Genomic DNA, 22,490 nt, shown 5'->3' with positions numbered 1-22,490 from the left:
GCGGGGCCGGCCGCCGGCGGGTCTTCCGTGATGCGAAACACCCGGGCGGAGTGTCGTACCCACGTGCGACACTCCGCTCCATGCTGGGTGTCACCGATCTGCCGACCTATCTCGCCGGGCTCGTCCTCATCATCCTCCTGCCCGGGCCGAACTCGCTGTACGTGCTGTCCGTCGCCGCCCGCAAGGGCACCCGGACCGGATACCAGGCCGCCGCCGGCGTCTTCACCGGCGACGCGGTCCTGATGACGCTGGCCGCCCTCGGCGCCGCCTCGCTGCTCCAGACCACGCCCCTGCTCTTCATGATCGTGAAGTACGCGGGCGCCGGCTATCTGGCCTGGATGGCGTACGGGATGCTGCGGGCCGCGTGGGCGATGTGGCGCACGCGCCACGAGACCGTCGAGGACGCGTCCGCCGAGGCCCCGGCCGGCCCGTCGGAGCACCCCTACCGGCGTGCCCTGATCATCAGCCTGTTCAACCCCAAGGCGATCCTCTTCCTGATCTCCTTCTTCGTGCAGTTCGTGGACCCGTCGTACGCCTATCCGGCGCTGTCCTTCCTGGTCCTGGGCACCCTGCTCCAGCTGGGCAGCTTCCTCTACCTCACGACGCTGATCTTCGGCGGCACCCGCCTCGCCGCCGCCTTCCGGCGCCGCAGGCGGCTGTCCGCCGGGGCCACCACGGCCGCCGGAGCCCTCTTCCTCGGCTTCGCCGCGAAGCTCTCGCTCGCGGGTCCTTGACCCTGACACGGTGTGAGGCCGTTCCGTAGGGGGCGTCATGTTCGTCATCGGAGACTTCGCCCGGCACGGGCGGGTGTCGGTCCGGATGCTGCGCCACTACGACGCCATCGGACTGCTGCGCCCGGCCCATGTCGACCCGCACAGCGGCTACCGCTTCTACGAGGCGGCCCAGCTCGCCCGGCTCAACCGTGTCATCGCGCTCAAGGAGCTCGGCTTCACCCTCGAACAGGTGCGGTCGATCCTCGACGAGGAGGTGGGCGCGGAGGAGCTGCGCGGGATGCTGCGGCTGCGGCAGGCCGAGCTGGAGACGGCCCTCGCCCAGGCGCGGGCGCGGCTCGCCCAGGTCGGTGCGCGGCTCCGAGCCATCGAGAGCGAGGGACGCATGTCCGCACAGGACGTCGTCGTCAAGAAGGTTCCCGCCGTCCGCATCGCCGAGCTCAGCGGCGTCGCCGCGAGCTTCGGCCCGCAGGACATCGGCCCGGTCATCGGCCCGCTGTACGAGGAGCTGTGCGGCCGCCTGGAGGCCGCCGGCGTCACCGGGTTCGGCCCGGGGATCGCGTACTACGAGGACGCGGGCAGGGGGGACGGCTCGGTCCTCGTGCACGCCGGGATGACCGTGCCCGAGGGCACGGTGGCCGAGGGCGTCGAGGTGCGCGTGCTGCCGGGGCTGGAAGAGGCGGCGACCGTCGTCCACCGGGGCTCCATGGACGAGATCCTGCCGACCGCCCAGACGCTGGCGAGCTGGATCGACACCCACGGGTACGTGTCGGCCGGGTACGCCCGCGAGCTGTATCTGGAGTGCCCCGACGACACCAGCCGCTGGGTGACCGAGCTCCAGGAGCCGGTCACCCGCGCGTAGCCGCCGGCCCGGTGCTCACCGGCCGCCCAGCGCCTGCCGCTTCAGCCTCAGGGCGCGGCGGGCCAGGCGGCGCAGGCCCGGGTGGCGGGGGACCGGAAGGCCGCCGGGCAGGCCCAGGGAGGTGAGCCGGCGGCGGGTGAAGTGGTGCCGGGTGGCCGCCGCGAGCGGCCCGGACAGGTGCCGTACGGCCGCCTCCCGCAGGTCGGGCCTGATCCTCGGCTGCATCGCGAAGCCGACCGCGGCGACCAAGCCGGTGAGCTCCGGCAGCCCCAGTGGCTCTCGGCCCGGCCGCTCCAGGTCGGGGACGAGCGCGTCGGCGAGCAGCACGGGCACCCGGTTGCTGTTCTGGTACGGCGAGAGCCGGGCGAGCAGCGGCCGGGTGCCGACCCGGGCGGTCTCGATCCCGTAGAACGCGCTCGCGGTGAACAGGGCGGTGGAGAAGCAGCCGACCACCAGGGCGGGCCGCAGCTCGCGGTAGAGCACCTCGGCGAGCACCGGCCGGTCGAGCACGGTCAGTTCGGCGCCGAGCGCCTGCGCTTCGCGCACCAGGGCCCGCGACCAGGCGTCGGGGGCCGTGGGGTGCGGCTTGAAGACCAGGCGGCGGTGGCCGCGGGCGACCGCGCCGCGGACCATCCGCAGGTGCAGTTCGCCCTCCTCGGCGGGGGTGAGCAGGGACAGTGCCGCCAGGTACTGGCCGAGCAGCAGCGCGGGGCCCTCCTCGGCCGCGACGGGCCCCGACAGTTCCTCGACGACCTTGGTGAACGCCTCGGCCGGCACCGCCTCCGGGACCGCCCCGAACTCGGCAAGGAGCAGCGGGGTGAGGCCCGGCACCAGGTCCAGGTGGAGCAGCCGGCGCACCCGCTCGCCGACCAGCGGGTCGATCTTGTTGCGGGTCGGGCCGTAGCTCATCAGCCCGTCCGCGTAGACGTCGATCGACGCGTCCGGGAAGAGCTGGGCGATGGTCAGCGCGGGCGCCACCTGGAGGGACTCCACGACGAGTTCGATCCGGTCGGTGCCGAGCCCCCACAGCCGCCGCAGATGCCGCTGGAGCAGGGGCAGGTCGTCCGGCCGGGGCGTCCAGCCGCCCGGGTGCAGGGGCTCGATCGTCCCGTTCCAGTCGAGGACGCCGTCGAACCGGCCGCGCAGCCGCTCGAAGCCGGGCATCGCGTCCAGCGGGGTGGTCGTCTCGGGCACCGCCGCGTTGGTGGACACCAGCAGCAGGCGCCGCCCGGCGGGCCGGAAGCAGCCGCTGTCCAGGGTGGCGGCCAGGGTGGCGGCCCCGTACAGGGTGGAGGCGTAGAAGATCTGCGTGGTGCCGGTTCCGGTGGTGCTCATGCGGCGTTCGTCTCCCGAGGGGCCGGTGCGGGGGCGGGGCGGCGGCGCTTCAGCCGGCGCAGCGGTCCCGCCCGTTCCTCGCCCATCGCCGTCAGCGCCCCGGCGAGGACGTCCTGCGGCATGCGCCGCAGCGCGCCCGCACTCATCGCGCGCAATTTCCGTCCGACCTCGGGTTCGAATTTCGCCATGTTTCCGATGTGGTGGGAAATCACCGCGCAATAGGTCCGGACGGCCTTCGGGAGAAGCCGTTCCGCGTCCGGATCATTCTTCGTCTCGTCGATCACCTGGTCGAAAGCGCGAATGAAATCGAGCTGCCGGACATCGCCGATCTGCGTGAGCGAGGTGGCGACGCCGCGGCGGTAGAAGACTCCCAGGTCACCGGTGACCGCGAAGGACTCCGCCTCCCGGTGCAGCCGCCAGATCCACGGCCGGTCCTCCGCCGTCCGCAGTCCCGGCGGGAAGTGCAGCAGCCCCCGGTCGAGCAGCCGCCGGTGGTACATCCCGGCCCAGGCGTACGGGTAGTCCACCGAGGTCGTCCGGTCGGCCGGCAGGATCGCGTCCCTCGGCCGCAGCAGTTCCCCGCGCCGCCCCACCGGCGCCCTGCGCACCGACCTGTTCCGGCCGGTCACGCGCACGTGGTCGGTGCGCAGGAAGTCGCAGCCCAGCTCGTCCATGTGCGCGACCAGGCCCGCGTAGAAGCCGGGGGACAGCCAGTCGTCGCCGTCGAGGAAGGCCAGATAGGTGCCGCGGGCCGCGTCGAGACCGGTGTTGCGGGCGGTCGCGAGGCCCTCGTTGCGCGTGTGCCGGAGCAGCCGCGCCCCCGGGAGCTCGCGCACCGCCCGTTCCAGGAGCTCCGCGGTCCCGTCCGTCGAACAGTCGTCGACCAGCAGGAACTCGAAGTCCGCACGGGCGTTCGCGCGCAGGCTTCTGAGGGCGTCGGGGGCGTATGTCTGCACGTTGTAGAACGGCACGACGACGGAGAGCTTGACCACGCACCCGACGCTAGGCGCCGCCCCGGCATTCGTCCTGACCGGAAAGGGGATGCCCGGTGAACACAAAGCGGCGGGCCCCTTAACCACCTCGTATGCGAATCCCTTTCTGTCCGTTTCCCGCAATGCGTCATGGCGCTGTTAACCATTTGTTGTGGCCCAGTTGGGCCGCCAATCCCCTGGCCCTCCTAGCGTCCTCGACGTGCCATCACGCAACCAACGAGCGGCGCGCGTCGCCGTGCTCGCCGACTCCGACACCCGGTGGAAATGGGGCGTGCTCACCGCACGCAGAATCGCACCCGACAGCACGGTCCCCACCGGATTCGTCCTGCGCGGCCGTGCCACCCCCACCGCCCGCCAGCTCGCCGAGACCGGGGTGTCCGACACCGCCCCGCGCGAGGTCACGGGGACGGAGTTCCTGCGTGAGGTGCGCGACGCGGCCGGCCGCGGCGAGGGCTACGACGTGATCGTGCTCGCCCTGGTCGGCGGCACCGTCCGCGCCCTGCTCCAGGGCCTCGCCGAACTCGCCCTGGAACGCCGCCCGGTGCTCGTGACCGGCTATGTCGGCGTCGTCTACGAGAAGCTCGCCGACGGGCTCCTGCTGCGCCACGGCGCCGACGTCGTGCTCGCCAACTCCCGCCACGACGCCGAGCGGTTCCGCGCCGTCTACGAGGGCGTCGGCGCCGACCCGGCCGCCGTCGTCGAGGCCGCCCTGCCCTTCCTGGGCGGCGCCCCGTACATGTCCGAAACCGGCCGTGACACCCTCGTCTTCGCCGCCCAGCCCTCCGTGCCCGTGACGCGGGCCGAACGCGCCCACGTGCTGCGCCGGCTGGCCGGACACGCCCGGCTCCACCCGGGCCGCGAGGTGCTCCTGAAACTCCGCTCCAAGCCGGGCGAACACACCACGCACCTGGAGGAGTTCCCGTACCAGAAGCTGGTGCGCGACCTGCCGGTGCCGCCCAACTTCCGCCTGGTGTACGGGCACATGGGCGAGGTCCTGGACCGCACCGACCTGCTGGTCACCGTCTCCTCCACGGCCGCCCTCGAAGCCCTCCACCGGCGGATCCCCACCGCGATCCTCACCGACCTCGGGGTGCGCGAGGCGCTCGGCAACCACCACTTCATCGGCTCCGGGCTGCTCACCTCCTTCGACCGCCTCGACCGGGGCGAGGTTCCCGTACCCGACGAGCGGTGGCTGTCCCGGCAGGGCGTGGGCGTCGGCGGCCCGGGGACCGTCCCGTACGAGCGGGCCTTCGACGCGGCCCGCGAGCGGGTCGCCGCACTCCTCGCGGGCCCCGCGCTGCCGCCGATCGCCCCGTACTACACGGCCGAGACCGCCGGCGGCTACCTGCCCGGCGTCCTCGCCCGCCACCGCCTCGACGTCACCGCGCCCGAGCCCCGCGAGAGCGGGGTGCGCCGGATCGTCCGCGAGGTGGCGCGCGGCGCCTACCGCCACGGCGTGCAGCGCGTGGCCCCCGTCATCCGCCGCCTGGGAGAACTGTGATGCCGACGACCCCGCCGACCGTGCTTGCCGTGATCCCGGCCCGAGGCGGCTCCAAGGGCGTCCCCGCCAAGAACCTCGCCCCGGTGGCCGGCATCCCCCTGGTGGGCCGCGCCGTCCGGGCCTGCCTGGCCGCCCCGCGCGTCACCGACGTCGTCGTCTCCACCGACGACCCGGCCATCGCGGAGACCGCCCGGGCCTTCGGCGCGCAGGCCGTCCAGCGTCCCGCCGGCCTCTCCGGCGACACCGCCACCAGCGAGTCCGCCGTCCGACACGCCCTGGACGCCTTCGAGGCCGCCTCCGGCCGCGCCGCCGACGTGGTGCTGCTCGTGCAGTGCACCAGCCCCTTCCTCACCGCCGAGGAGGTGGACGCCACCGCCGCGCGGATCGTCTCCGGCGAGGCCGACACGGCCTTCACCGCCGCCCCCACCCACGGCTTCCTGTGGAAGGAGAACCCGGGCGGCGCCGACGGGGCCACCGGCGTCAACCACGACAAGGCGCACCGCCCGCGCCGTCAGGACCGCGAGCCCGAGTACCTGGAGACCGGCGCCGTCTACGCCATGGCCGCCGACGGCTTCCGCACCCACGGCCACCGCTTCTTCGGCCGCACCGCGCTGGTCGTCACCGACCCCGCCCGCGCCCTGGAGATCGACGACCCGCACGACCTCGCCCGCGCCCGCGCGCTCGCCCCGCTGCTCGACGCGCCGGTCACCCCCACCCTCGACGACGTCGACGCCGTCGTCCTGGACTTCGACGGCACCCAGACCGACGACCGCGTCCACATCGACGCCGACGGACGCGAGTTCGTCTCGGTGCACCGCGGCGACGGCCTCGGCATCGCCGCGCTGCGCAGGGCCGGCGTCCCCCTCCTGATCCTGTCCACCGAACAGAACCCGGTCGTCGCCGCCCGCGCCCGCAAGCTCCGCGTCCCCGTGCTCCACGGCGTGGACCGCAAGGACCTCGCCCTCAAGCAGTGGTGCGACCAGCGGGGCGTCGACCCCCAGCGCGTGCTCTACGCCGGCAACGACGTCAACGACCTGCCCTGCTTCCACCTCGTCGGCTGGCCCGTCGCGGTGGGCAGCGCCCACGACTCCGTACGGGCCGCCGCCCGCGCGGTCACCCACACCCCCGGCGGCTCCGGAGCGATCCGCGAGATCGCCGCCTGGCTCCTCGGACCCGAGCTCCACACCCCCGACGCGTAAGGAACCCCCGAACCATGAGCGACACCCGCCTCCGCACCCTCGGCAGCAAGACCGCGGGCCCGGGCCGGCCCGTCTACGTCACCGGCGAGATCGGCATCAACCACAACGGCGACCTGGACAACGCCTTCGCGCTCATCGACGCCGCCGCCGAGGCCGGCTGCGACGCCGTCAAGTTCCAGAAGCGCACGCCCGAGATCTGCACGCCGCGCGACCAGTGGGACATCGAGCGCGACACCCCCTGGGGCCGGATGACCTACATCGACTACCGCCACCGGGTGGAGTTCGGCGAGGACGAGTACCGCGCCATCGACGCGCACTGCCGCGAGCGCGGCATCGACTGGTTCGCCTCCCCGTGGGACACCGAGGCCGTCGCCTTCCTGGAGAAGTTCGACGTCCCGGCCCACAAGGTCGCCTCCGCCTCCCTCACCGACGACGAGCTGCTGCGCGAACTGCGCGCCACCGGCCGCACGGTCATCCTCTCCACCGGCATGTCGACGCCGAAGCAGATCCGGCACGCGGTCGAGGTCCTCGGCAGCGACAACATCCTGCTCTGCCACGCCACCTCCACCTACCCGGCCAAGGCCGAGGAGCTCAACCTGCGCGTGATCCAGACGCTCCAGGAGGAGTACCCCAACGTCCCGATCGGCTACTCGGGCCACGAGACCGGCCTGCAGACCACGCTGGCCGCCGTCGCGCTGGGCGCCACCTTCGTCGAGCGCCACATCACCCTCGACCGCGCCATGTGGGGCTCCGACCAGGCCGCCTCCGTCGAGCCGCAGGGCCTGCAGCGCCTGGTCCGCGACATCCGCACCATCGAGACCGCGCTCGGCGACGGCGTGAAGAAGGTCTACGAGTCGGAGCTCGGCCCGATGAAGAAGCTCCGCCGGGTCCCGGGACTCGTCGCCGCATGACCGGCCAGCTGGCGTTCGTCGAGAGCCCGGTCCAGCTCCTGAACGTCCTGGAATGGGCCCACGCCACGGCCCTGCGGGACGCCCCGTACCACCCCCCGGCGACACCCGGCCGGCCCGCCGGCCGCGACCAACCCCCGCCCGACCCGGCCGGGCGGGCCGGCTCCGGGCAGCCCCCCGCCCGCCCCGGGCCGGCCGGCGCGGGACCGGCCGGGCGGCTCCCGCTCGCCGGACTCCGGCTCACCGTCGTCGTGCTGTCGCCCACCGACCCGATGTCCCGGGGCCAGCTCCGCCGCATGGCGCAGCTCGCCAGGGACGAGGGCGTCACCGTGAAGTGGCAGGACGCCCGGGACGGCAGGGGCGCCGTGGCGCGGACGCTGCGGGAGCTGGCCGGGCCCCTGCGGGCCGCCGAGCGGGTGATCGTCGGGGATCCGTTCTCGCGCTACGTCCAGCTGCTGCTCACCCTGTTCGGCCCCCGCCGGGTCACCGTCGTCGACGACGGCACCGCCACCATGGAGTTCGCCGGGCAGCTCGCCCGCGGCGAGCGTCTGGTGCGCTGGCACCGGCGGGGCAGCCGGGGGCCGCGCGAACTGGTCCTCGCCCCGGTGACCTCGCTGGCCCGCCGCAAGCTCGCGCCCGGGCGCCGCCGCACCGTGGAGATCTTCACCTCGCTGCCGGTCGAGCCGCCGCCGGGCACCACCGTCCTGGTCAACGACTTCTCCTGGACCCGCACCCGCTTCGGCCCGCCCCGGCTCACCCGCGGCGCCGACCTCGTCGGCACCTCCCTCGTGGAGACCGGCGTCGTCGACCCCGACGAGTACCTGCGGGCCGTCGCCGTCCTGGCCCGCACCCACGGCGCCACCCGCTACTTCGCCCACCGCCGCGAGAGCACCGGGAAACTGCACCGGATCGCGGTCGAGACCGGCCTGGAGGTGGTCCGCCCCGACCTCCCGCTGGAGCTGATCGCCCGCCGCGGCCCCATCGGCCGTACGGTCGTCAGCTTCCCGTCCACGGTCGTCCACACCCTGCCGCTGGCCCTCGCCGGGACCGGCGTGAAGGTCGCCGTCTGCGCGATCGCGCCCGAGTGGCTGCGGGACAACGCCTCACCCCGCGCCCAGGGCTTCCTGGCCGGCGTCGCCGGCACCGCCACGCGTACGGAGAGGTTGGAATTCGGGTAACCATACCCACACGGGGTGTGCGTCATACCTGTGAAACAAGATTTCTATCCCCTAACGGGCTGAAGTTTTCGTGATCAAGGGCCAGTTGATCTTCCGGGGGCCGTACCCTTCAAAAGGTGAACCAGTTGAAGTCCCGTGAGCCCGGCCCCGACGCGGCGACCGCAGCGCTGCCCGGAACGCTGACCGAACCGCTGCGTGCCGAACTGATCGCGTTCCGCCGGGATCTGCACATGCACCCCGAGCTCGGCAAGCAGGAGTTCCGGACCACCGCGGCGCTCAAGACCCGACTGGAAGCGGCCGGACTGCGCCCCAGAGTGCTTCCCGGCGGCACCGGACTCATGTGTGACGTCGGCACCTGGGACCGCGCGAGGCCCATGCTGGCGATCCGCGCCGACCTCGACGCGCTGCCCATCCCCGACACCAAGACCGTCGCCTACCGCTCCACGGAGCCCGGCCGCGCCCACGCCTGCGGCCACGACGTCCACACCACCGCCGCCCTCGGCGCCGGCCTCGTCCTGGCCGAGCTCGACCGGCAGGGCCGGCTGCCCGTGGCCGTACGGCTGGTCTTCCAGCCCGCCGAGGAGGTGCTGCCCGGCGGCGCGGCCGACGCCATCGCGGCCGGCGTCCTGGACGGCGTGGGCCGGATCATCGCCGTGCACTGCGACCCCAAGGTCGACGCCGGGAAGATCGGCCTGCGTCCCGGGCCCATCACCTCCGCCTGCGACCGGCTGGAGATCACCCTCGGCGGCCCCGGCGGCCACACCGCCCGCCCGCACCTGACCACCGACCTGGTCACCGCCGCCGCCCGGATCGCCACCGACGTGCCCGCCGTGCTGGCCCGCCGGATCGACGCCCGCTCGGGCCTCTCGGTCACCTGGGGCCGCATCGCGGCCGGTCACGCGCCCAACGTCATCCCGCAGCACGCCGAGCTGTCCGGCACGGTCCGCTGCCTCGACCTGCCCGCCTGGCGCGACGCCCCCGACATGGTGCACGCGGCGATCGACGAGATCGCCACCCTGCACCGGGCCAAGTCGACCGTCGACTACGTCCGCGGCGTCCCCCCGGTCGTCAACGACCCGGTGATCACCGAGCTGCTCCGCGACGCGATGTCCGCCCGGCGCGGGCCGTACGCGATCGAGGACACCGAGCAGTCCCTCGGCGGCGAGGACTTCTCCTGGTACCTGGAGCTCGTCCCCGGCGCCATGGCCCGCCTCGGCGTCCGCACGCCCGGCGACACCCGGGTGCGCGACCTGCACGCCGGTGACTTCGACGTGGACGAGCGGGCCATCGGGGTGGCCGTGGAGATGTTCACGGCGGCCGTCCTGCTCGACGCCGCGTCCCGCTGATCCGGGGTTTCCCCCACGGGGGAAATCCGGGTGGCGAATTCCCGAGTTCAAGTACGACTTAATGCGGGGCCGGGACCGGTTCACCCCTCCGGCCCAGCCCCCGGCGTGTCGCCCGCGGGGCCGGGCCGGTCGCCCGCACCGGCGTGTATGACGGGCGGTATCGGGGCGGACGCCGCCGGTGGCCGCCTTGGCCGGTTCGCGTCGATCCGATAACGACTCATGAACGGGTCTTTAACTGACATCTACGCGCGTTACGATCGCCGCGAAACCAGCGCCGGAAGAGGCGCTTTCGGTCAGTCTTGAAGGGACCTCCTCTTGCGCCGGATCACCAGGATCACCACCGTGGGCATCGCCTCCGCGGCGCTCGCCCTGTCCGCCACCGCGTGCGGCAAGTCGTCGACGGACTCGGGTTCGGGCACGGACTCGAAGGCCGGCAAGGCCGCCATCGCCTACGACATCGGCGGCCGTGGCGACCAGTCCTTCAACGACGCCGCCTACGCGGGCCTGAAGAAGGCCGAGGACGAGCTCGGCGTCAAGGGCGCCGAGGCCGAGCCGTCGGAGGGCGAGGGCGACGCCGACAAGGTGCAGCGCCTCACCGCGCTCGCCCGCGCCGGCAACAACCCGGTCATCGGCGTCGGCTTCGCCTACGCCCCGGCGATCGAGAAGGTCGCCAAGGCCTACCCGAAGACCACCTTCGGCCTCATCGACGACACGTCGAAGACCGGCCCGAACATCGCCAACCTGGTCTTCAACGAGGAGCAGGGCTCCTACCTGGCCGGCGTCGCCGCCGCCAAGGCGTCCAAGACCGGCACGGTCGGCTTCATCGGCGGTGTCGAGGTCCCGCTGATCAAGAAGTTCGAGGCGGGCTTCGCCCAGGGCGTCAAGGACACCAACCCGAACGCCAAGGTGCTCACCCAGTACCTGACCCAGCCGCCGAACTTCGACGGCTTCGCCAAGCCGGACCTCGGCAAGGCCGCCGCCCAGGGCATGCTCGACCGCAAGGCCGACGTGATCTACGCCGCCGCCGGTCTCGCCGGCTCCGGCGCGATCGAGGCGACCGCCAAGGCCGGCAAGTGGGCCATCGGCGTCGACTCGGACCAGTACAACCAGAAGGGTCTGGCCGCCTACAAGGAGCGGATCCTCACCTCGGTCACCAAGGACGTCTCGGACTCCGTCTTCAACCTGATCAAGTCGGTCAAGGACGGCAAGCCGCAGACCGGTGAGGTCCGCTACGGCCTCGCGGCGGACGGCGTCGGCCTGGCCGACTCCAACCCGGAGTACAAGAAGATGACCGACCTGATCGCCGCTGTCGACAAGGCGAAGAAGGAGATCGTCGACGGCAAGATCACGGTCAAGACCGCGCCGTAACGGCGCCAGGTTCCTCGACCTGGACCCGCGGGCCCGGCGACGGTGGCACCCCCACCGGAACCGGGCCCCCGGCCCGTGTCGACCCCGTTTCCCCCGTTCCGGGCCCGATTCCCGTACGGGTTTTCAATTTCCGGCAGTGCTACGCGTGTAGATGTCCCAGCGGCACGATAACTTCGCCCCGCCCTGCCCTCCGCTCCCACTCCTTTCCGGCCAAGGAGAGTGCGCCATCAACGCGTCCAGCCCCCCTGCCGTAGAACTCCACGGCATCACCAAGCGCTTCCCCGGCGTCGTCGCCAACAAGGACATCGACATCACCGTCCGCAAGGGCACCGTGCACGCCCTCATCGGTGAGAACGGTGCCGGCAAGTCGACCCTGATGAAGATCCTGTACGGCATGCAGAAGCCGGACGAGGGCACCATCGCCATCGACGGCGAGCAGGTCGCCTTCTCCAGCCCGGCCGACGCCATCGCGCGCGGCATCGGCATGGTGCACCAGCACTTCATGCTCGCCGACAACCTCACCGTCCTGGAGAACGTCGTCCTCGGCGGCGAGAAGCTCTACGGCATCGGTGCCAGGGCCCGCAGGAAGATCATGGAGATCTCCGACGCGTACGGCCTCGGTGTGCGCCCCGATGCGCTGGTCGAGGACCTCGGCGTCGCCGACCGGCAGCGGGTGGAGATCCTCAAGGTCCTCTACCGCGGCGCCCGGATCCTCATCCTCGACGAGCCGACCGCGGTGCTGGTCCCGCAGGAGGTCGACGCGCTCTTCGACAACCTGCGCGAGCTCAAGTCCGAGGGCCTGACCGTCATCTTCATCTCGCACAAGCTGGGCGAGGTCCTGAAGGTCGCCGACGACATCACCGTCATCCGGCGCGGCACCACGGTCGGCACCGCCGACCCGAAGACCGCCACCACCAAGCAGCTCGCCGAGCTGATGGTCGGCACCGAGCTGCCCTCGCCGGAGACCCGCGAGTCGACGGTCACCGACGTGCCGATGCTGAAGGTCGAGGGGCTGACGCTGAGCGAGGCCGGCGCCGCGGCCGCCGCGCCGCTGACCACCGCCGCCCCGCCGGACCCGTCCGGCGCCGTCGGGCTCCTGGAGGCCGGCACGGGCCGCAAGCTGCTCGACGACATCTCGTTCACCATCCACAAGGGCGAGATCCTCGGCATCGCCGGCGTCGAGGGCAACGGCCAGACCGAGCTCATCGAGGCCCTCATGGGCCTGAGCACCCTCGACGCGGGCGTCATCACCCTCGACGGCCAGGACATCACCAAGGTCTCGGTGCGCAAGCGCCGCGAGGGCGGCGTCGGCTACATCCCCGAGGACCGCCACCGCCACGGCCTGCTCCTGGAGGCCCCGCTCTGGGAGAACCGCATCCTCGGTCACGTCACCGAGGAGCCCAACTCCAAGCGCGGCATCCTCGACCCGAAGGCCGCCCGCCAGGACACCGAGCGGATCGTGCGCGAGTACGACGTGCGCACCCCCGGCATCGACGTCACCGCGGCCTCCCTGTCCGGCGGCAACCAGCAGAAGCTGATCGTCGGCCGGGAGATGAGCCACGCCCCCAAGTTCCTGATCGCCGCCCACCCCACCCGCGGTGTGGACGTCGGCGCCCAGGCGCAGATCTGGGACGCGATCCGCGACGCCCGCCGCGAGGGCCTGGCGGTACTGCTGATCTCCGCCGACCTCGACGAGCTGATCGGCCTGTCCGACACGCTGCGGGTCATGTACCGCGGCCGGCTGGTCGCCGACGCCGACCCCGCCACCATCACGCCCGAGGAGCTGGGCTCCGCCATGACCGGCGCGGCCACCGGCCACCTCGAAGGCACCGAAGAGCAGTCCGAAGACGGTGACGCCCGATGATGAAATTCGACAAGGACAAGCTGGTCATCGGGGCCGCGGGCCCCGTGCTCGCCCTGGTCTCCTCCTTCGTGCTCACCGTGCTGGTGCTGCTCGCCACGGGCATCGACCCGATCGAGCCGATCCGGCTGATGATCGAGAACGCCGGGTTCTCCGACATCCAGGTGCTGATCGTCAACCAGACCGGCATCTACTACCTGGCGGCGCTCGCGGTGGCCATCGGCTTCCGCATGAACCTCTTCAACATCGGCGTCGACGGCCAGTACCGCCTCGCCGCGATGCTCTCCGCCGTGGTCGGTGCCGCCGTCGAGCTGCCCGGTCCGCTGCACGTCCTGCTGATCGTGCTCGTCGCGGTCCTCACCGGTGCCTTCTGGGCCGGCATCGCGGGCATCCTCAAGACCACCCGCGGTGTCTCCGAGGTCGTCTCGACGATCATGCTCAACGCCATCACGACCTCGCTGGTCGCCTGGCTGCTGCTGCCGAAGAACTTCGGCGAGCAGGTCGCCGGATCCAACAACCTCACCACCGGTGAGATCGCCGAGTCCGGCTGGTTCCCCGGCATCGACACCGGCAACGGCGTCGTCTACGGCTTCACCTTCGTCGCGCTCGCGCTCGGCGTCGTCTACTGGTTCGTCCTCAACCGCACCCGCTTCGGCTTCGACCTGCGCGCCACCGGCGCCAGCGAGTCCGCGGCCCAGGCCAGCGGCGTCGACGCCAAGAAGATGATCCTCACCTCGATGCTGATCTCGGGCGGTCTCGCCGGTCTGTCCGGCATGCCGACCCTGCTCGGCGAGACCCACACGTACAGCCTCGACTTCCCCGTCGGCGTCGGCTTCACCGCCATCGCCATCGCCCTGCTCGGCCGCAACCACCCGGTCGGCATCTTCTTCGCCGCCCTGCTCTTCGCCTTCCTGGACAAGGCGTCGTCGTCGCTCGACGTCGCCGGTTATCCGAAGGAGATCACGCAGATCATGCAGGGCATCATCGTGATCGCCGTGGTCGTCTCCTACGAGCTCGTCCGTCGTTACGGCCTCCGCCGCCAGCAGCAGAAGGTCGGCGAGCAGCTGGCCGCCGGCGGCGCCATCAAGACCGACAAGGAGGTGGCGGCATGAGCACCGGCACCGTTGCCAAGCCGAGCGCCGCGCCCAAGAAGGCGGGCGGACGCCGCAAGCTGACCTGGCCCTGGATCCTGCTGATCGTCGCGGCCGGTCTCGTGCTCTTCTCGCTGGTCCGGGTCATCTCCGGGGCCAACGACCTCACCTCCGTCGGACAGGTCTCCGGCGCGCTCCAGCTCGCCGTGCCGATCGGTCTCGCGGGCCTCGGCGGCCTGTGGGCCGAGCGTGCGGGCGTGGTCAACATCGGTCTCGAGGGCATGATGATCCTCGGCACCTGGTTCGGCGCCTGGGCCGGCTACCAGTGGGGCCCGTGGACCGGCGTCCTCGTCGGCATCCTCGGCGGCGCGCTGGGCGGTCTGCTGCACGCGGTCATCACCGTCACGTTCAACGTGAACCACATCGTCTCCGGTGTGGCGCTGAACATCCTCGCGGTCGGCTTCACCCGCTACCTGTCGAACTTCACCTTCGCCGAGGCCGAGGGCGGCTCCTCCAAGCAGTCCCCGCGCATCGACGAGATCGCCAAGATCACGATTCCGGGTGTCTCGGACTGGCTCCAGGAACTCCAGGCCAAGCACTGGTTCCTGATCTCGGACCTGGCCGGCATCCTCGGCGGCCTGGTCACCAACCTGTCGCTGCTGACCGTGGTCGCCGTCCTGCTGATCCCGGCCACCTGGTGGCTGCTGTGGCGCACGGCCTTCGGCCTGCGGCTGCGCTCCTGCGGTGAGAACCCGGTCGCGGCCGAGTCGCTGGGCGTGAACGTCTACAAGTACAAGTACATCGCCGTGACCATCTCCGGCGGTCTGGCGGGTCTCGGCGGCGCCTTCCTCGCGATCGTGGCGACCAGCATCTACCAGGAGGGCCAGACCGGCGGTCGCGGCTACATCGGTCTCGCCGCGATGATCTTCGGCAACTGGATGCCGGGCGGCATGGCGATGGGCGCCGGCCTGTTCGGCTTCACCGACAGCCTCAAGCTGCGCGGCGGCGCCGAGAACGTCCACGCGCTGCTGCTGCTCGTCGCCCTGCTGCTGGTGATCGCCGTGCTGTGGCAGCTGTACCGCAAGAAGTACGTGACGGCCGCGATCGCCGCCGTCTTCTCGGTCGGCTTCTTCCTCTGGTACGCGTTCACCGACGAGGTCCCGAGCCAGTTCGTGGACGCCGCCCCGTACGTCACCACGCTGCTCGTGCTCGCCCTGTCGGCGCAGCGGCTGCGGATGCCGAAGGCGGACGGTCTGCCCTACCGGAAGGGCCAGGGCAAGTGACGGCCCTGCCCGAGGCCGACTGGGAGCGGCTGCGTCAGACCGCCCGGGAGGCGATGTCCCGCGCGTACGCGCCCTACTCCGGCTACCCGGTCGGCGCGGCGGCACTGGTCGACGACGGGCGGGTGGTCTCCGGCTGCAACGTCGAGAACGCCTCGTTCGGCATCGGCCTGTGCGCCGAGTGCGGTCTCGTCTCGCAGCTCCAGGCCACCGGCGGTGGCCGGCTGACCCACTTCGTGTGCGTCGACGGCCGGGGCGAGTCCCTGGTGCCGTGCGGGCGGTGCCGGCAGCTCCTCTACGAGTTCGGCGGCCCCGAACTCGTCCTGGAGACGCCCGCCGGGTTCGTCACCCTGGCGGACATGCTCCCGCAGGCGTTCGGCCCGGACCACCTGGCGAAGTAACACCTCCGAGCGGCCCTTCCGGCACGATGGGAAGGGCCGCTCCTCCTTTCCCCTTCTATGCGCGTAGAAAGAGGCACCTTCACATGGACGTCATCTCCGTCATCCGCACCAAGCGGGACAAGGGCGAGCTGAGCCCGGAGCAGATCGACTGGGTCATCGACGCCTACACCCGCGGGGAGGTCGCCGACGAGCAGATGTCCGCCCTGGCCATGGCGATCCTCCTGAACGGCATGAACCGCGACGAGATCGCCCGCTGGACCGCGGCCATGATCGCCTCCGGCGAGCGCATGGACTTCTCCTCGCTCTCCCGCCCCACCGCCGACAAGCACTCCACCGGCGGCGTCGGCGACAAGATCACCCTGCCGCTCGCCCCGCTGGTCGCCGCCTGCGGCGCGGCCGTCCCGCAGCTCTCCGGCCGCGGCCTCGGCCACACCGGCGGCACCCTCGACAAGCTGGAGTCCATCCCCGGCTGGCGCGCGCTGCTGTCCAACGAGGAGATGCTGCACGTCCTCGACACCACCGGCGCGGTCATCTGCGCGGCCGGCGACGGCCTCGCGCCCGCCGACAAGAAGCTCTACGCGCTGCGGGACGTCACCGGCACCGTCGAGGCCATCCCGCTGATCGCCTCCTCGATCATGTCGAAGAAGATCGCCGAGGGGACCGGCTCGCTGGTCCTGGACGTCAAGGTCGGCACCGGCGCCTTCATGAAGAACATCGAGGACGCCCGCGAACTCGCCTCCACCATGGTCGCGCTCGGCACCGACAGCGGCGTGAAGACGGTCGCCCTGCTCACCGACATGTCGACCCCGCTCGGCCTCACCGCCGGCAACGCCCTGGAGGTCCGCGAGTCGGTCGAGGTCCTCGCCGGCGGCGGCCCGGCGGACGTCGTGGAGCTGACGATCGCGCTGGCCCGCGAGATGCTCGACGCGGCCGGCGTCAAGGACGCCGACCCGGCCAAGGCCCTCGCGGACGGCTCCGCGATGGACGTGTGGCGCCGCATGATCGCCGCCCAGGGCGGCGACCCGGACGCCACCCTCCCGGTCGCCCGCGAGCAGCACGTCGTCACGGCGCCCTCCTCGGGCGTCCTGACCCGCCTCGACGCCTACGACATCGGCATCGCCGCCTGGCGCCTCGGTGCCGGCCGCGCCCGCAAGGAGGACCCGGTCCAGGCCGGCGCGGGCGTCGAGCTCCACGCCAAGCCGGGCGACACGGTGACCGCGGGCCAGCCGCTGCTGACCCTCCACACGGACACCCCGGAGAAGTTCGACTACGCCCTGAAGTCCCTGGAGGGCGCGTGGGACATCGCGGCGGCGGGCACGGCGTTCACGCCGAACCCGATCGTGCTCGACCGCATCGCGTGACGGGCTGATCGCCTCTGGCATGTGCCAGTGACACGTTTGGGTGAACGGGGCCGATGGACGACCGTCGGCCCCGTTCGGCATGCTGGGATCGGTGACGCACCGATAGAGGAGACCGCCATGAGCGCACTCATCGTCGACCACTCGTCCCACGGGTACGAGTGGAGCGACCTCGTCCGGATCTGGGAGGAGACGGACGCACCCGAGGGCTGCAAGGTGGAGATCATCGAGGGGATCATCACCGTGTCACCGCCGCCGTCCAACAGCCACAACATGATCGCCGCGAAGGTCCAGCGGCGGCTCTACAGCGTGATCCCGGAGGACTGGGGGATCTACCAGACTCTCGGCGCCTCGATTCCCTCGAGGGACGGCCTCTTCATCCCGGACCTGGCGGTGATGCCGGAGGCCGCGCTCAATACGCCGGGCCACTTCGTCCCCGCCGCTGATGCGGAGCTGGCCGTGGAGATCACGTCTCCGTCGAATGCCGGCACGGACCGGATCACGAAGGCTGCCGGATACGCCCAGGCCGGAGTGCCGCTCTCTCTCCTGATCGACTCCTTCGCCCCAGGCGGCCCCACCGTCACCCTCTACGGCGAGCCGAAGGGGGGCGTCTACCGCGTCCTCGGCGCTGTCCCGTTCGGCGAGAAGCTCCACCTCCCCGCCCCCTTCGACCTCACCCTCGACACCGCCGAGTTCCCCGTCAGCTGAGCCCCCGCCACTCCTCCCGCTCGTCCGGCAGCCCCAGCCCCCGCAGGGTGATCCTCCGGTTCCCGTTCGTCGCTCCCCACAGCTCCTCCCGCGCCACCATCTCCCGGGCCAGGCCCCGCTGCTGATCCGTCGGACGCTCCGGCCATCCGTCCGCGAACGCGACCTCCAGGTACGGCCCCAGGTCCGGGCAGGGCGCCAGCCGGAAGGCGTGCGGGAGGGCCGCGAGGGCCGCCTCGTACAGGCGCGAGAAGTCCGGGACCCGGGGGCACAGCACCGCGATCAGGGTCCAGCGCGGCGGCTCGCCGCCGAAGCGGGGCAGGCCCGCCAGCGCGTCGAAGTCGGTGGCCCGACGGGCCATCGCCAGCAGCTCCTCGTGCGCCGCCGGATGCTCCGCCAGCGGCGGGGTCAGCGCCGCCGCGCACCGCACCAGCGGGCTCGGGTCGTCGAGGAACGGCAGCGGATCCCCGCCGAGTTGCCCGAGGTCCATGACCAGCGAGGCCCGCTCCTCCACCGACTCGGCCGCCTCGGCCCGCCGCGCCAGACGCGGCACCAGCCCGGACGCCCGGGGCGCCGCGTCCGGGTGGACCAGGAGCTGCGCGAGCGTCGCCCACGCGCCCGCCCGGACCTCCTCGTCGCCGTCGTCCAGGAACTCCGCCACCGGCTCCACCAGCTCCGGCAGCAGGTCCCAGCAGTCCAGGGCCGCGCCCGCCAGGACCAGTTCCCCGGTCCCGTCCTCGTCGTCCCACAGGTCGACCTGCTCGTCCTCGTCGGCCGCCGCGTACGCGGCCGTCCACTCCTGCGTCGGCGCCGCCGCCACCCGCGCCCGCAGCTCCTCGGCCTCGTCCCCGAGCCGTACGGCCGAGGCCACGTCCCGGACGAAGGACAGCCCCAGGACCGGGGCCTCGGCCAGGCGCCCTGCCACGATCCTCAGCACCGGCGGCGTCGCGGGCCAGACCGAGCCCTGGTGCAGGATCGCCGACCACAGGTGGTCCCCGGCCGTCTCCAGCGGACCGGCGAGCACCTCGGCGGTGTCGGTCGCAGCCCCGTACGCGTGGAACAGCTTTGACCAGTCGCTCACGCCGCCATCACCCCGAGCAGCGCCGGCAGCCGGCGCATGTCCTCGAAGACGACCGTCCGCTCGCCCGTCAGCCGGTCCGCGGCCGTCAGTCCGCCGGTGTAGCCGAAGGCGCGCATCCCGGCCGCGCGGGCGGCCCGGACGCCGTACGCGCTGTCCTCGACCACCGCGCAGCGCTCGGGCGCGACGCCCATGGTCGCCGCCGCGTGCAGGAAGAGGTCCGGCGCGGGCTTGCCGCGGGCCACGTCATGGGCGCTGAAGATCCGGCCCTCGAAGCGGTCGAGGAGGCCCGTACGGGTCAGGTTGCGGCGGATCGAGTGGTGACTGCCGTTGGACGCCAGGCAGAAGGGGACGTCCAGCGCGTCGAGGACGTCGGTCACCCCCTCGACCACCGTGAGCTCGGCGTCCAGCGCCGCGTCGTAGAGGGGGCGGAAGGGCTCGTGCCAGTCCGGGGGCAGCGGTTCGCCGCGCCGCTCCTCGACCAGCGCCGTCCAGATCTCCTTGGGGGAGCCGACGAAGTGCTCCACCAGCTCGGCCTCCGTGAACTCGGCACCCAGCCGCGCGAACACCTCGCGGTCCACCCGGCAGTAGATCCGCTCGCTGTCCACCAGGACGCCGTCACAGTCGAAGATCACCAGCTCGACGCGATCACCAGTCATGACGCCGATGCTAGAGGGCGGGTCGGACACGAGTGCGGGGGCCGATGAGTTCCGGACCCGTCGGCGGTCTGCCCGGTGTGGACACCCCTCGCACCCTCGAACTGCGCCTCTCCGGGCGGCTGGCCCCCGACGACATCGGCCGCCTGTGCGCCCGCCTTGCGGCGGCCGAGCCCGCCGACGTCGTGTGCGCGGTCGACGGCCTCGCGCCGGCCGGTCTGGCCGCCGTCGACGCCCTCGCCCGCATCCGGCTCGCCGCCGTCCGGCACGGCCACCGGCTGCGGATCGAGGGCGCGGGACCCGAACTGCGGGCCCTGCTCGCGTTCACGGGCCTCGACGAGGTGCTCGGACTGCCCAGGGTCGACGTTGATCAGCCGTAGGCCGCGTGATCTCATGAGCGCCGATTGAACAAGGGTGCGATCTGGGGGGCTCCGTCTCGTCCGTGCGTGCCCGAGACGGACACCTTGGAGGTCCCATGACACGCCGCCTTCTGCTGCCCCTCCTCGCCGCCCTGCTGGCGGTCCTCTGGCCGCTGTGGCCCGCGCCGCCCGCCACCGCGGCGGTCATATCGGACTGCACCGTCCCCGCCTGGCAGTCCCACGGCACCGCCTCGTCGACCTGGGCGATCTCCGGCTCCCTCGTGCACGACGGCCGCGCCTTCGTCACCAGCCGCGGCCGCAAGCCCGTCGTGATCGCCGAGTACGACCTCGGCAAGAAGACGGTCGTCGCCGGCAGCGAGCGGGAGATCCCCGACGGCCCCGGCCCCGGCGCGCCCGAGGGCGCGTACGGACTCGCGGTGCACAACGGCAAGATCTACATCGGCACGTACACCGAGGCCGCGCTCTACAGCTACGACCTCGTCACCCGCGAGGTGAAGCACCTCAGGACCATCGGGGGCGAGGGCGACTTCATCTGGAGCCTTGCCGCGGCCTCGGACGGGACCCTCTACGCGGGGACCTACAACGACGGCAAGGTGTACGAGTACAAGCCCCCGACCAACGCTCTCCGCGACCTCGGCCTCCTCGCCACCGGCGAGCGCTATGTGCGGTCCCTGGACGTCGACGACACCAACGTCTACGCCGGACTGCTCGACACCAAGAAGATGGTCGCCATCAACCGGTCCACGGGCGCCGTCCGCGTCCTGGCCCAGGGCGGCACCGGGTTCACCACCGTCTCCGTCGGCCGCACCCGCGTGCGCGGCACCAGCGGCAGCACCCTGTACGACGTGAAGACCGACGGCACCGACCTCAGGACGGTCCCGATCGCCGACCCCGACGGCAACGCCGAGACGGCCGACATGGTCACCCTCGCGCCCGACTACACCATGTACCTGTCGACCCGCCCGAACGGCAACGTCTACGAGTACAAGACGGGTTACGCCAAGCCCCAGCACCTCGGCACCCCCGTGCCCCTGGACGAGACCCGCGGGCTCGCCCTGGACGGCACCACCCTTACCGGCTTCACCGGCTTCGGCAAGGTCTGGCGGATGGACCTCACCACCCGCCAGTCGTCCTTCGTCGAGCTGAAGAAGGCCGGGTTCAGCGAGGGCGCGGAGAAGCCCCAGTCCCTCCTGCGCTCCTCCGACGGCACGGTGTGGGTCGGCGGCCACTTCATCATGACCGTCCACCGTCCCGACGGCGGCAAGGACCACATCGAGATCCCCGGCGAGGCCAAGACGCTCGTGGAGCGGGGCGGGAAGATCTACTCGGCGCTCTACCCCAGCGGCCGCCTCATCATGATCGACCCGGCGGCGGCGGTGACCGACCCCGAGACGGGCGGGAAGACCTACCCGGTCGGCATCGTCGGCCAGCTCCCCAGCGCTCAGCAGCGGCCGTGGGACATGGAGTACGACGCGGCCCGCGACCGCATCCTCGTGGCGACCGCGCCGCTCGGCACCGGTCTGCAGGGTGCGCTGAACGTCTTCCGGTTCTCCGGCCCGGCCGAGGCCGCTCCGGCGTACACGCCGGACTCGTTCCCCGTCGTCACCAACGAGAGCCTGATGAGCCTCAGCATGGGCCCGGACGGCACCGTCTACGTCGGCACCGACGTGCGCGGCGGCGGCGGGGCCCCGGTGGCCTCGTGGAACACCGCCGCCAGCGTCGCCGCGTTCGACGCCGAGTACGTCGACCCGGCGACCGGGAAGAAGGGCCGGCTGCTCTGGGCCATGGACCCGTTCGCGGCGGACGGCTACGACACCCTGCAGGACGTCAAGGTCCACAACGGCGTCCTGTACGGCGTCTACAAGCGCACGCCCACGACGGCCAAGCGCTGGTTCGCCATGAACCTGGCCACCCGCCAGATCGTCCAGCAGGGCGACCTGCCCGGCTACGGCGAGATCGACGTCCACAACGACAAGGTGTTCGCCTCCACCTTCTTCAACGGCGACGTGCACCTCATCGGCCCCGGCCTCACCCAGGCCCAGCACCTCGCCACCGCCCTCGGCGACGAGTGGTACACCAACCCCCAGCTCGCGTTCGTCCCGGGCACCTGGACGGCCTACGGCCTGGTCGGCCGCGACCTCGCCACCCTGCGGCTCGACCCGTCCTGCCCCAAGGTGATCGGCCCCTTCCCCTCCTGACGCACCACCTGAGCCGAAGGGGCGGGGCCGTCACCGACGGCCCCGCCCCCGTTCCGACACCG

Annotated in this window: 20 protein-coding genes; 16 read left to right on the top strand and 4 right to left on the bottom strand. The window is 72.1% G+C overall.

What is annotated here, in order from left to right; translation table 11 throughout:
- The first annotated feature begins 80 nt into the window (after nucleotides 1-80).
- Both leuE and ABD954_RS12660 read left to right on the top strand, forming a co-directional pair.
- Nucleotides 81-734 (top strand): leucine efflux protein LeuE, encoded by a 654-nt coding sequence (leuE, locus tag ABD954_RS12665; RefSeq protein WP_345486127.1) that lies wholly within the window; start codon nucleotides 81-83, stop codon nucleotides 732-734.
- Nucleotides 735-771: 37 nt separating this feature from the next.
- Complete coding sequence (locus ABD954_RS12660) at nucleotides 772-1,593, top strand: MerR family transcriptional regulator (RefSeq protein WP_345486126.1); 822 nt, start codon at nucleotides 772-774, stop codon at nucleotides 1,591-1,593.
- A 15-nt stretch (nucleotides 1,594-1,608) separates the two neighbouring features.
- On the opposite strand, the gene ABD954_RS12655 is transcribed toward ABD954_RS12660, so the two are convergent.
- The gene (locus ABD954_RS12655; RefSeq protein ID WP_345486125.1) at nucleotides 1,609-2,928 is read right to left on the bottom strand and encodes an alpha-2,8-polysialyltransferase family protein; all 1,320 of its coding nucleotides are present in this window, start codon (nucleotides 2,926-2,928) and stop codon (nucleotides 1,609-1,611) included.
- A complete protein-coding gene (locus ABD954_RS12650; protein WP_345486123.1) occupies nucleotides 2,925-3,920 on the bottom strand; it encodes a glycosyltransferase family 2 protein in 996 nt (331 codons plus the stop codon). Before ABD954_RS12650 ends, ABD954_RS12655 begins: the two co-directional genes overlap by 4 nt.
- 199 nt (nucleotides 3,921-4,119) lie before the next feature.
- Here ABD954_RS12650 and ABD954_RS12645 point away from each other — a divergent pair, with 199 nt between their 5' ends.
- The 12 genes from ABD954_RS12645 to ABD954_RS12590 all read left to right on the top strand — a co-directional run bounded on the left by ABD954_RS12645 (nucleotide 4,120) and on the right by ABD954_RS12590 (nucleotide 18,119).
- A complete protein-coding gene (locus tag ABD954_RS12645) occupies nucleotides 4,120-5,421 on the top strand; it encodes a DUF6716 putative glycosyltransferase (protein WP_345486122.1) in 1,302 nt (433 codons plus the stop codon).
- Entirely contained in the window at nucleotides 5,421-6,620 is a 1,200-nt protein-coding gene (locus ABD954_RS12640; protein ID WP_345486121.1) for a cytidylyltransferase domain-containing protein, read from the top strand. The genes ABD954_RS12645 and ABD954_RS12640 overlap by 1 nt, the downstream gene beginning before the upstream one ends.
- 14 nt (nucleotides 6,621-6,634) lie before the next feature.
- Nucleotides 6,635-7,531: an N-acetylneuraminate synthase family protein gene (locus ABD954_RS12635; protein WP_345486120.1), complete on the top strand. Its 897-nt coding sequence runs from the start codon at nucleotides 6,635-6,637 to the stop codon at nucleotides 7,529-7,531.
- Nucleotides 7,528-8,706, top strand: coding sequence for a hypothetical protein (locus ABD954_RS12630; protein WP_345486119.1), 1,179 nt, complete (start codon nucleotides 7,528-7,530; stop codon nucleotides 8,704-8,706). The genes ABD954_RS12635 and ABD954_RS12630 overlap by 4 nt, the downstream gene beginning before the upstream one ends.
- Nucleotides 8,707-8,822: 116 nt before the next feature.
- On the top strand, nucleotides 8,823-10,052 hold the full coding sequence (locus ABD954_RS12625) for an amidohydrolase (RefSeq protein WP_345486118.1): 1,230 nt from the start codon (nucleotides 8,823-8,825) through the stop codon (nucleotides 10,050-10,052).
- A gap of 315 nt (nucleotides 10,053-10,367) precedes the next feature.
- Nucleotides 10,368-11,420: a BMP family lipoprotein gene (locus ABD954_RS12620; protein WP_345486117.1), complete on the top strand. Its 1,053-nt coding sequence runs from the start codon at nucleotides 10,368-10,370 to the stop codon at nucleotides 11,418-11,420.
- A gap of 151 nt (nucleotides 11,421-11,571) precedes the next feature.
- Nucleotides 11,572-13,284: an ABC transporter ATP-binding protein gene (locus tag ABD954_RS12615; RefSeq protein ID WP_345486116.1), complete on the top strand. Its 1,713-nt coding sequence runs from the start codon at nucleotides 11,572-11,574 to the stop codon at nucleotides 13,282-13,284.
- Nucleotides 13,281-14,393, top strand: a complete 1,113-nt coding sequence (locus tag ABD954_RS12610; protein ID WP_345486115.1) for an ABC transporter permease — start codon at nucleotides 13,281-13,283, stop codon at nucleotides 14,391-14,393. The genes ABD954_RS12615 and ABD954_RS12610 overlap by 4 nt, the downstream gene beginning before the upstream one ends.
- Nucleotides 14,390-15,655, top strand: a complete 1,266-nt coding sequence (locus tag ABD954_RS12605; protein WP_345486114.1) for an ABC transporter permease — start codon at nucleotides 14,390-14,392, stop codon at nucleotides 15,653-15,655. Before ABD954_RS12610 ends, ABD954_RS12605 begins: the two co-directional genes overlap by 4 nt.
- 5 nt (nucleotides 15,656-15,660) lie before the next feature.
- Nucleotides 15,661-16,053 carry a cytidine deaminase gene (locus ABD954_RS12600; RefSeq protein ID WP_345492116.1) on the top strand — a complete coding sequence of 131 codons (393 nt, stop codon included), beginning with the start codon at nucleotides 15,661-15,663 and terminating at the stop codon, nucleotides 16,051-16,053.
- Nucleotides 16,054-16,136: 83 nt separating this feature from the next.
- Complete coding sequence (locus tag ABD954_RS12595) at nucleotides 16,137-17,414, top strand: thymidine phosphorylase (RefSeq protein WP_345486113.1); 1,278 nt, start codon at nucleotides 16,137-16,139, stop codon at nucleotides 17,412-17,414.
- Nucleotides 17,415-17,531: 117 nt separating this feature from the next.
- A complete protein-coding gene (locus ABD954_RS12590) occupies nucleotides 17,532-18,119 on the top strand; it encodes a Uma2 family endonuclease (protein WP_345486111.1) in 588 nt (195 codons plus the stop codon).
- On the opposite strand, the gene ABD954_RS12585 is transcribed toward ABD954_RS12590, so the two are convergent.
- Nucleotides 18,112-19,197, bottom strand: coding sequence for a HEAT repeat domain-containing protein (locus ABD954_RS12585; protein ID WP_345486109.1), 1,086 nt, complete (start codon nucleotides 19,195-19,197; stop codon nucleotides 18,112-18,114). The genes ABD954_RS12590 and ABD954_RS12585 overlap by 8 nt on opposite strands.
- On the bottom strand, nucleotides 19,194-19,853 hold the full coding sequence (locus ABD954_RS12580) for an HAD family hydrolase (protein ID WP_345486107.1): 660 nt from the start codon (nucleotides 19,851-19,853) through the stop codon (nucleotides 19,194-19,196). The genes ABD954_RS12585 and ABD954_RS12580 overlap by 4 nt, the downstream gene beginning before the upstream one ends.
- A 44-nt stretch (nucleotides 19,854-19,897) precedes the next feature.
- Here ABD954_RS12580 and ABD954_RS12575 point away from each other — a divergent pair, with 44 nt between their 5' ends.
- Both ABD954_RS12575 and ABD954_RS12570 read left to right on the top strand, forming a co-directional pair.
- Nucleotides 19,898-20,230, top strand: a complete 333-nt coding sequence (locus ABD954_RS12575) for an STAS domain-containing protein (RefSeq protein WP_345486105.1) — start codon at nucleotides 19,898-19,900, stop codon at nucleotides 20,228-20,230.
- 95 nt (nucleotides 20,231-20,325) lie between these two features.
- Nucleotides 20,326-22,428 carry a ligand-binding sensor domain-containing protein gene (locus ABD954_RS12570; protein ID WP_345486103.1) on the top strand — a complete coding sequence of 701 codons (2,103 nt, stop codon included), beginning with the start codon at nucleotides 20,326-20,328 and terminating at the stop codon, nucleotides 22,426-22,428.
- Nucleotides 22,429-22,490: the final 62 nt, after the last annotated feature.

The organism is Streptomyces roseoviridis (assembly GCF_039535235.1).
GTDB lineage: Bacteria > Actinomycetota > Actinomycetes > Streptomycetales > Streptomycetaceae > Streptomyces > Streptomyces roseoviridis.
Note: the sequence above shows the minus strand (reverse complement) of the source record. Positions and strands in the feature narration are given on the sequence as shown.

Coding starts and splice junctions, on each gene's coding strand:
- ABD954_RS12655 (WP_345486125.1), bottom strand. CDS start 2,928: ATGAGCACCACCGGAACCGGCACCACGCAGATCTTCTACGCCTCCACC.
- ABD954_RS12605 (WP_345486114.1), top strand. CDS start 14,390: ATGAGCACCGGCACCGTTGCCAAGCCGAGCGCCGCGCCCAAGAAGGCG.
- ABD954_RS12635 (WP_345486120.1), top strand. CDS start 6,635: ATGAGCGACACCCGCCTCCGCACCCTCGGCAGCAAGACCGCGGGCCCG.
- ABD954_RS12590 (WP_345486111.1), top strand. CDS start 17,532: ATGAGCGCACTCATCGTCGACCACTCGTCCCACGGGTACGAGTGGAGC.
- ABD954_RS12640 (WP_345486121.1), top strand. CDS start 5,421: ATGCCGACGACCCCGCCGACCGTGCTTGCCGTGATCCCGGCCCGAGGC.
- leuE (WP_345486127.1), top strand. CDS start 81: ATGCTGGGTGTCACCGATCTGCCGACCTATCTCGCCGGGCTCGTCCTC.
- ABD954_RS12630 (WP_345486119.1), top strand. CDS start 7,528: ATGACCGGCCAGCTGGCGTTCGTCGAGAGCCCGGTCCAGCTCCTGAAC.
- ABD954_RS12660 (WP_345486126.1), top strand. CDS start 772: ATGTTCGTCATCGGAGACTTCGCCCGGCACGGGCGGGTGTCGGTCCGG.
- ABD954_RS12570 (WP_345486103.1), top strand. CDS start 20,326: ATGACACGCCGCCTTCTGCTGCCCCTCCTCGCCGCCCTGCTGGCGGTC.
- ABD954_RS12575 (WP_345486105.1), top strand. CDS start 19,898: ATGAGTTCCGGACCCGTCGGCGGTCTGCCCGGTGTGGACACCCCTCGC.
- ABD954_RS12580 (WP_345486107.1), bottom strand. CDS start 19,853: ATGACTGGTGATCGCGTCGAGCTGGTGATCTTCGACTGTGACGGCGTC.
- ABD954_RS12610 (WP_345486115.1), top strand. CDS start 13,281: ATGATGAAATTCGACAAGGACAAGCTGGTCATCGGGGCCGCGGGCCCC.
- ABD954_RS12595 (WP_345486113.1), top strand. CDS start 16,137: ATGGACGTCATCTCCGTCATCCGCACCAAGCGGGACAAGGGCGAGCTG.
- ABD954_RS12615 (WP_345486116.1), top strand. CDS start 11,572: ATGTCCCAGCGGCACGATAACTTCGCCCCGCCCTGCCCTCCGCTCCCA.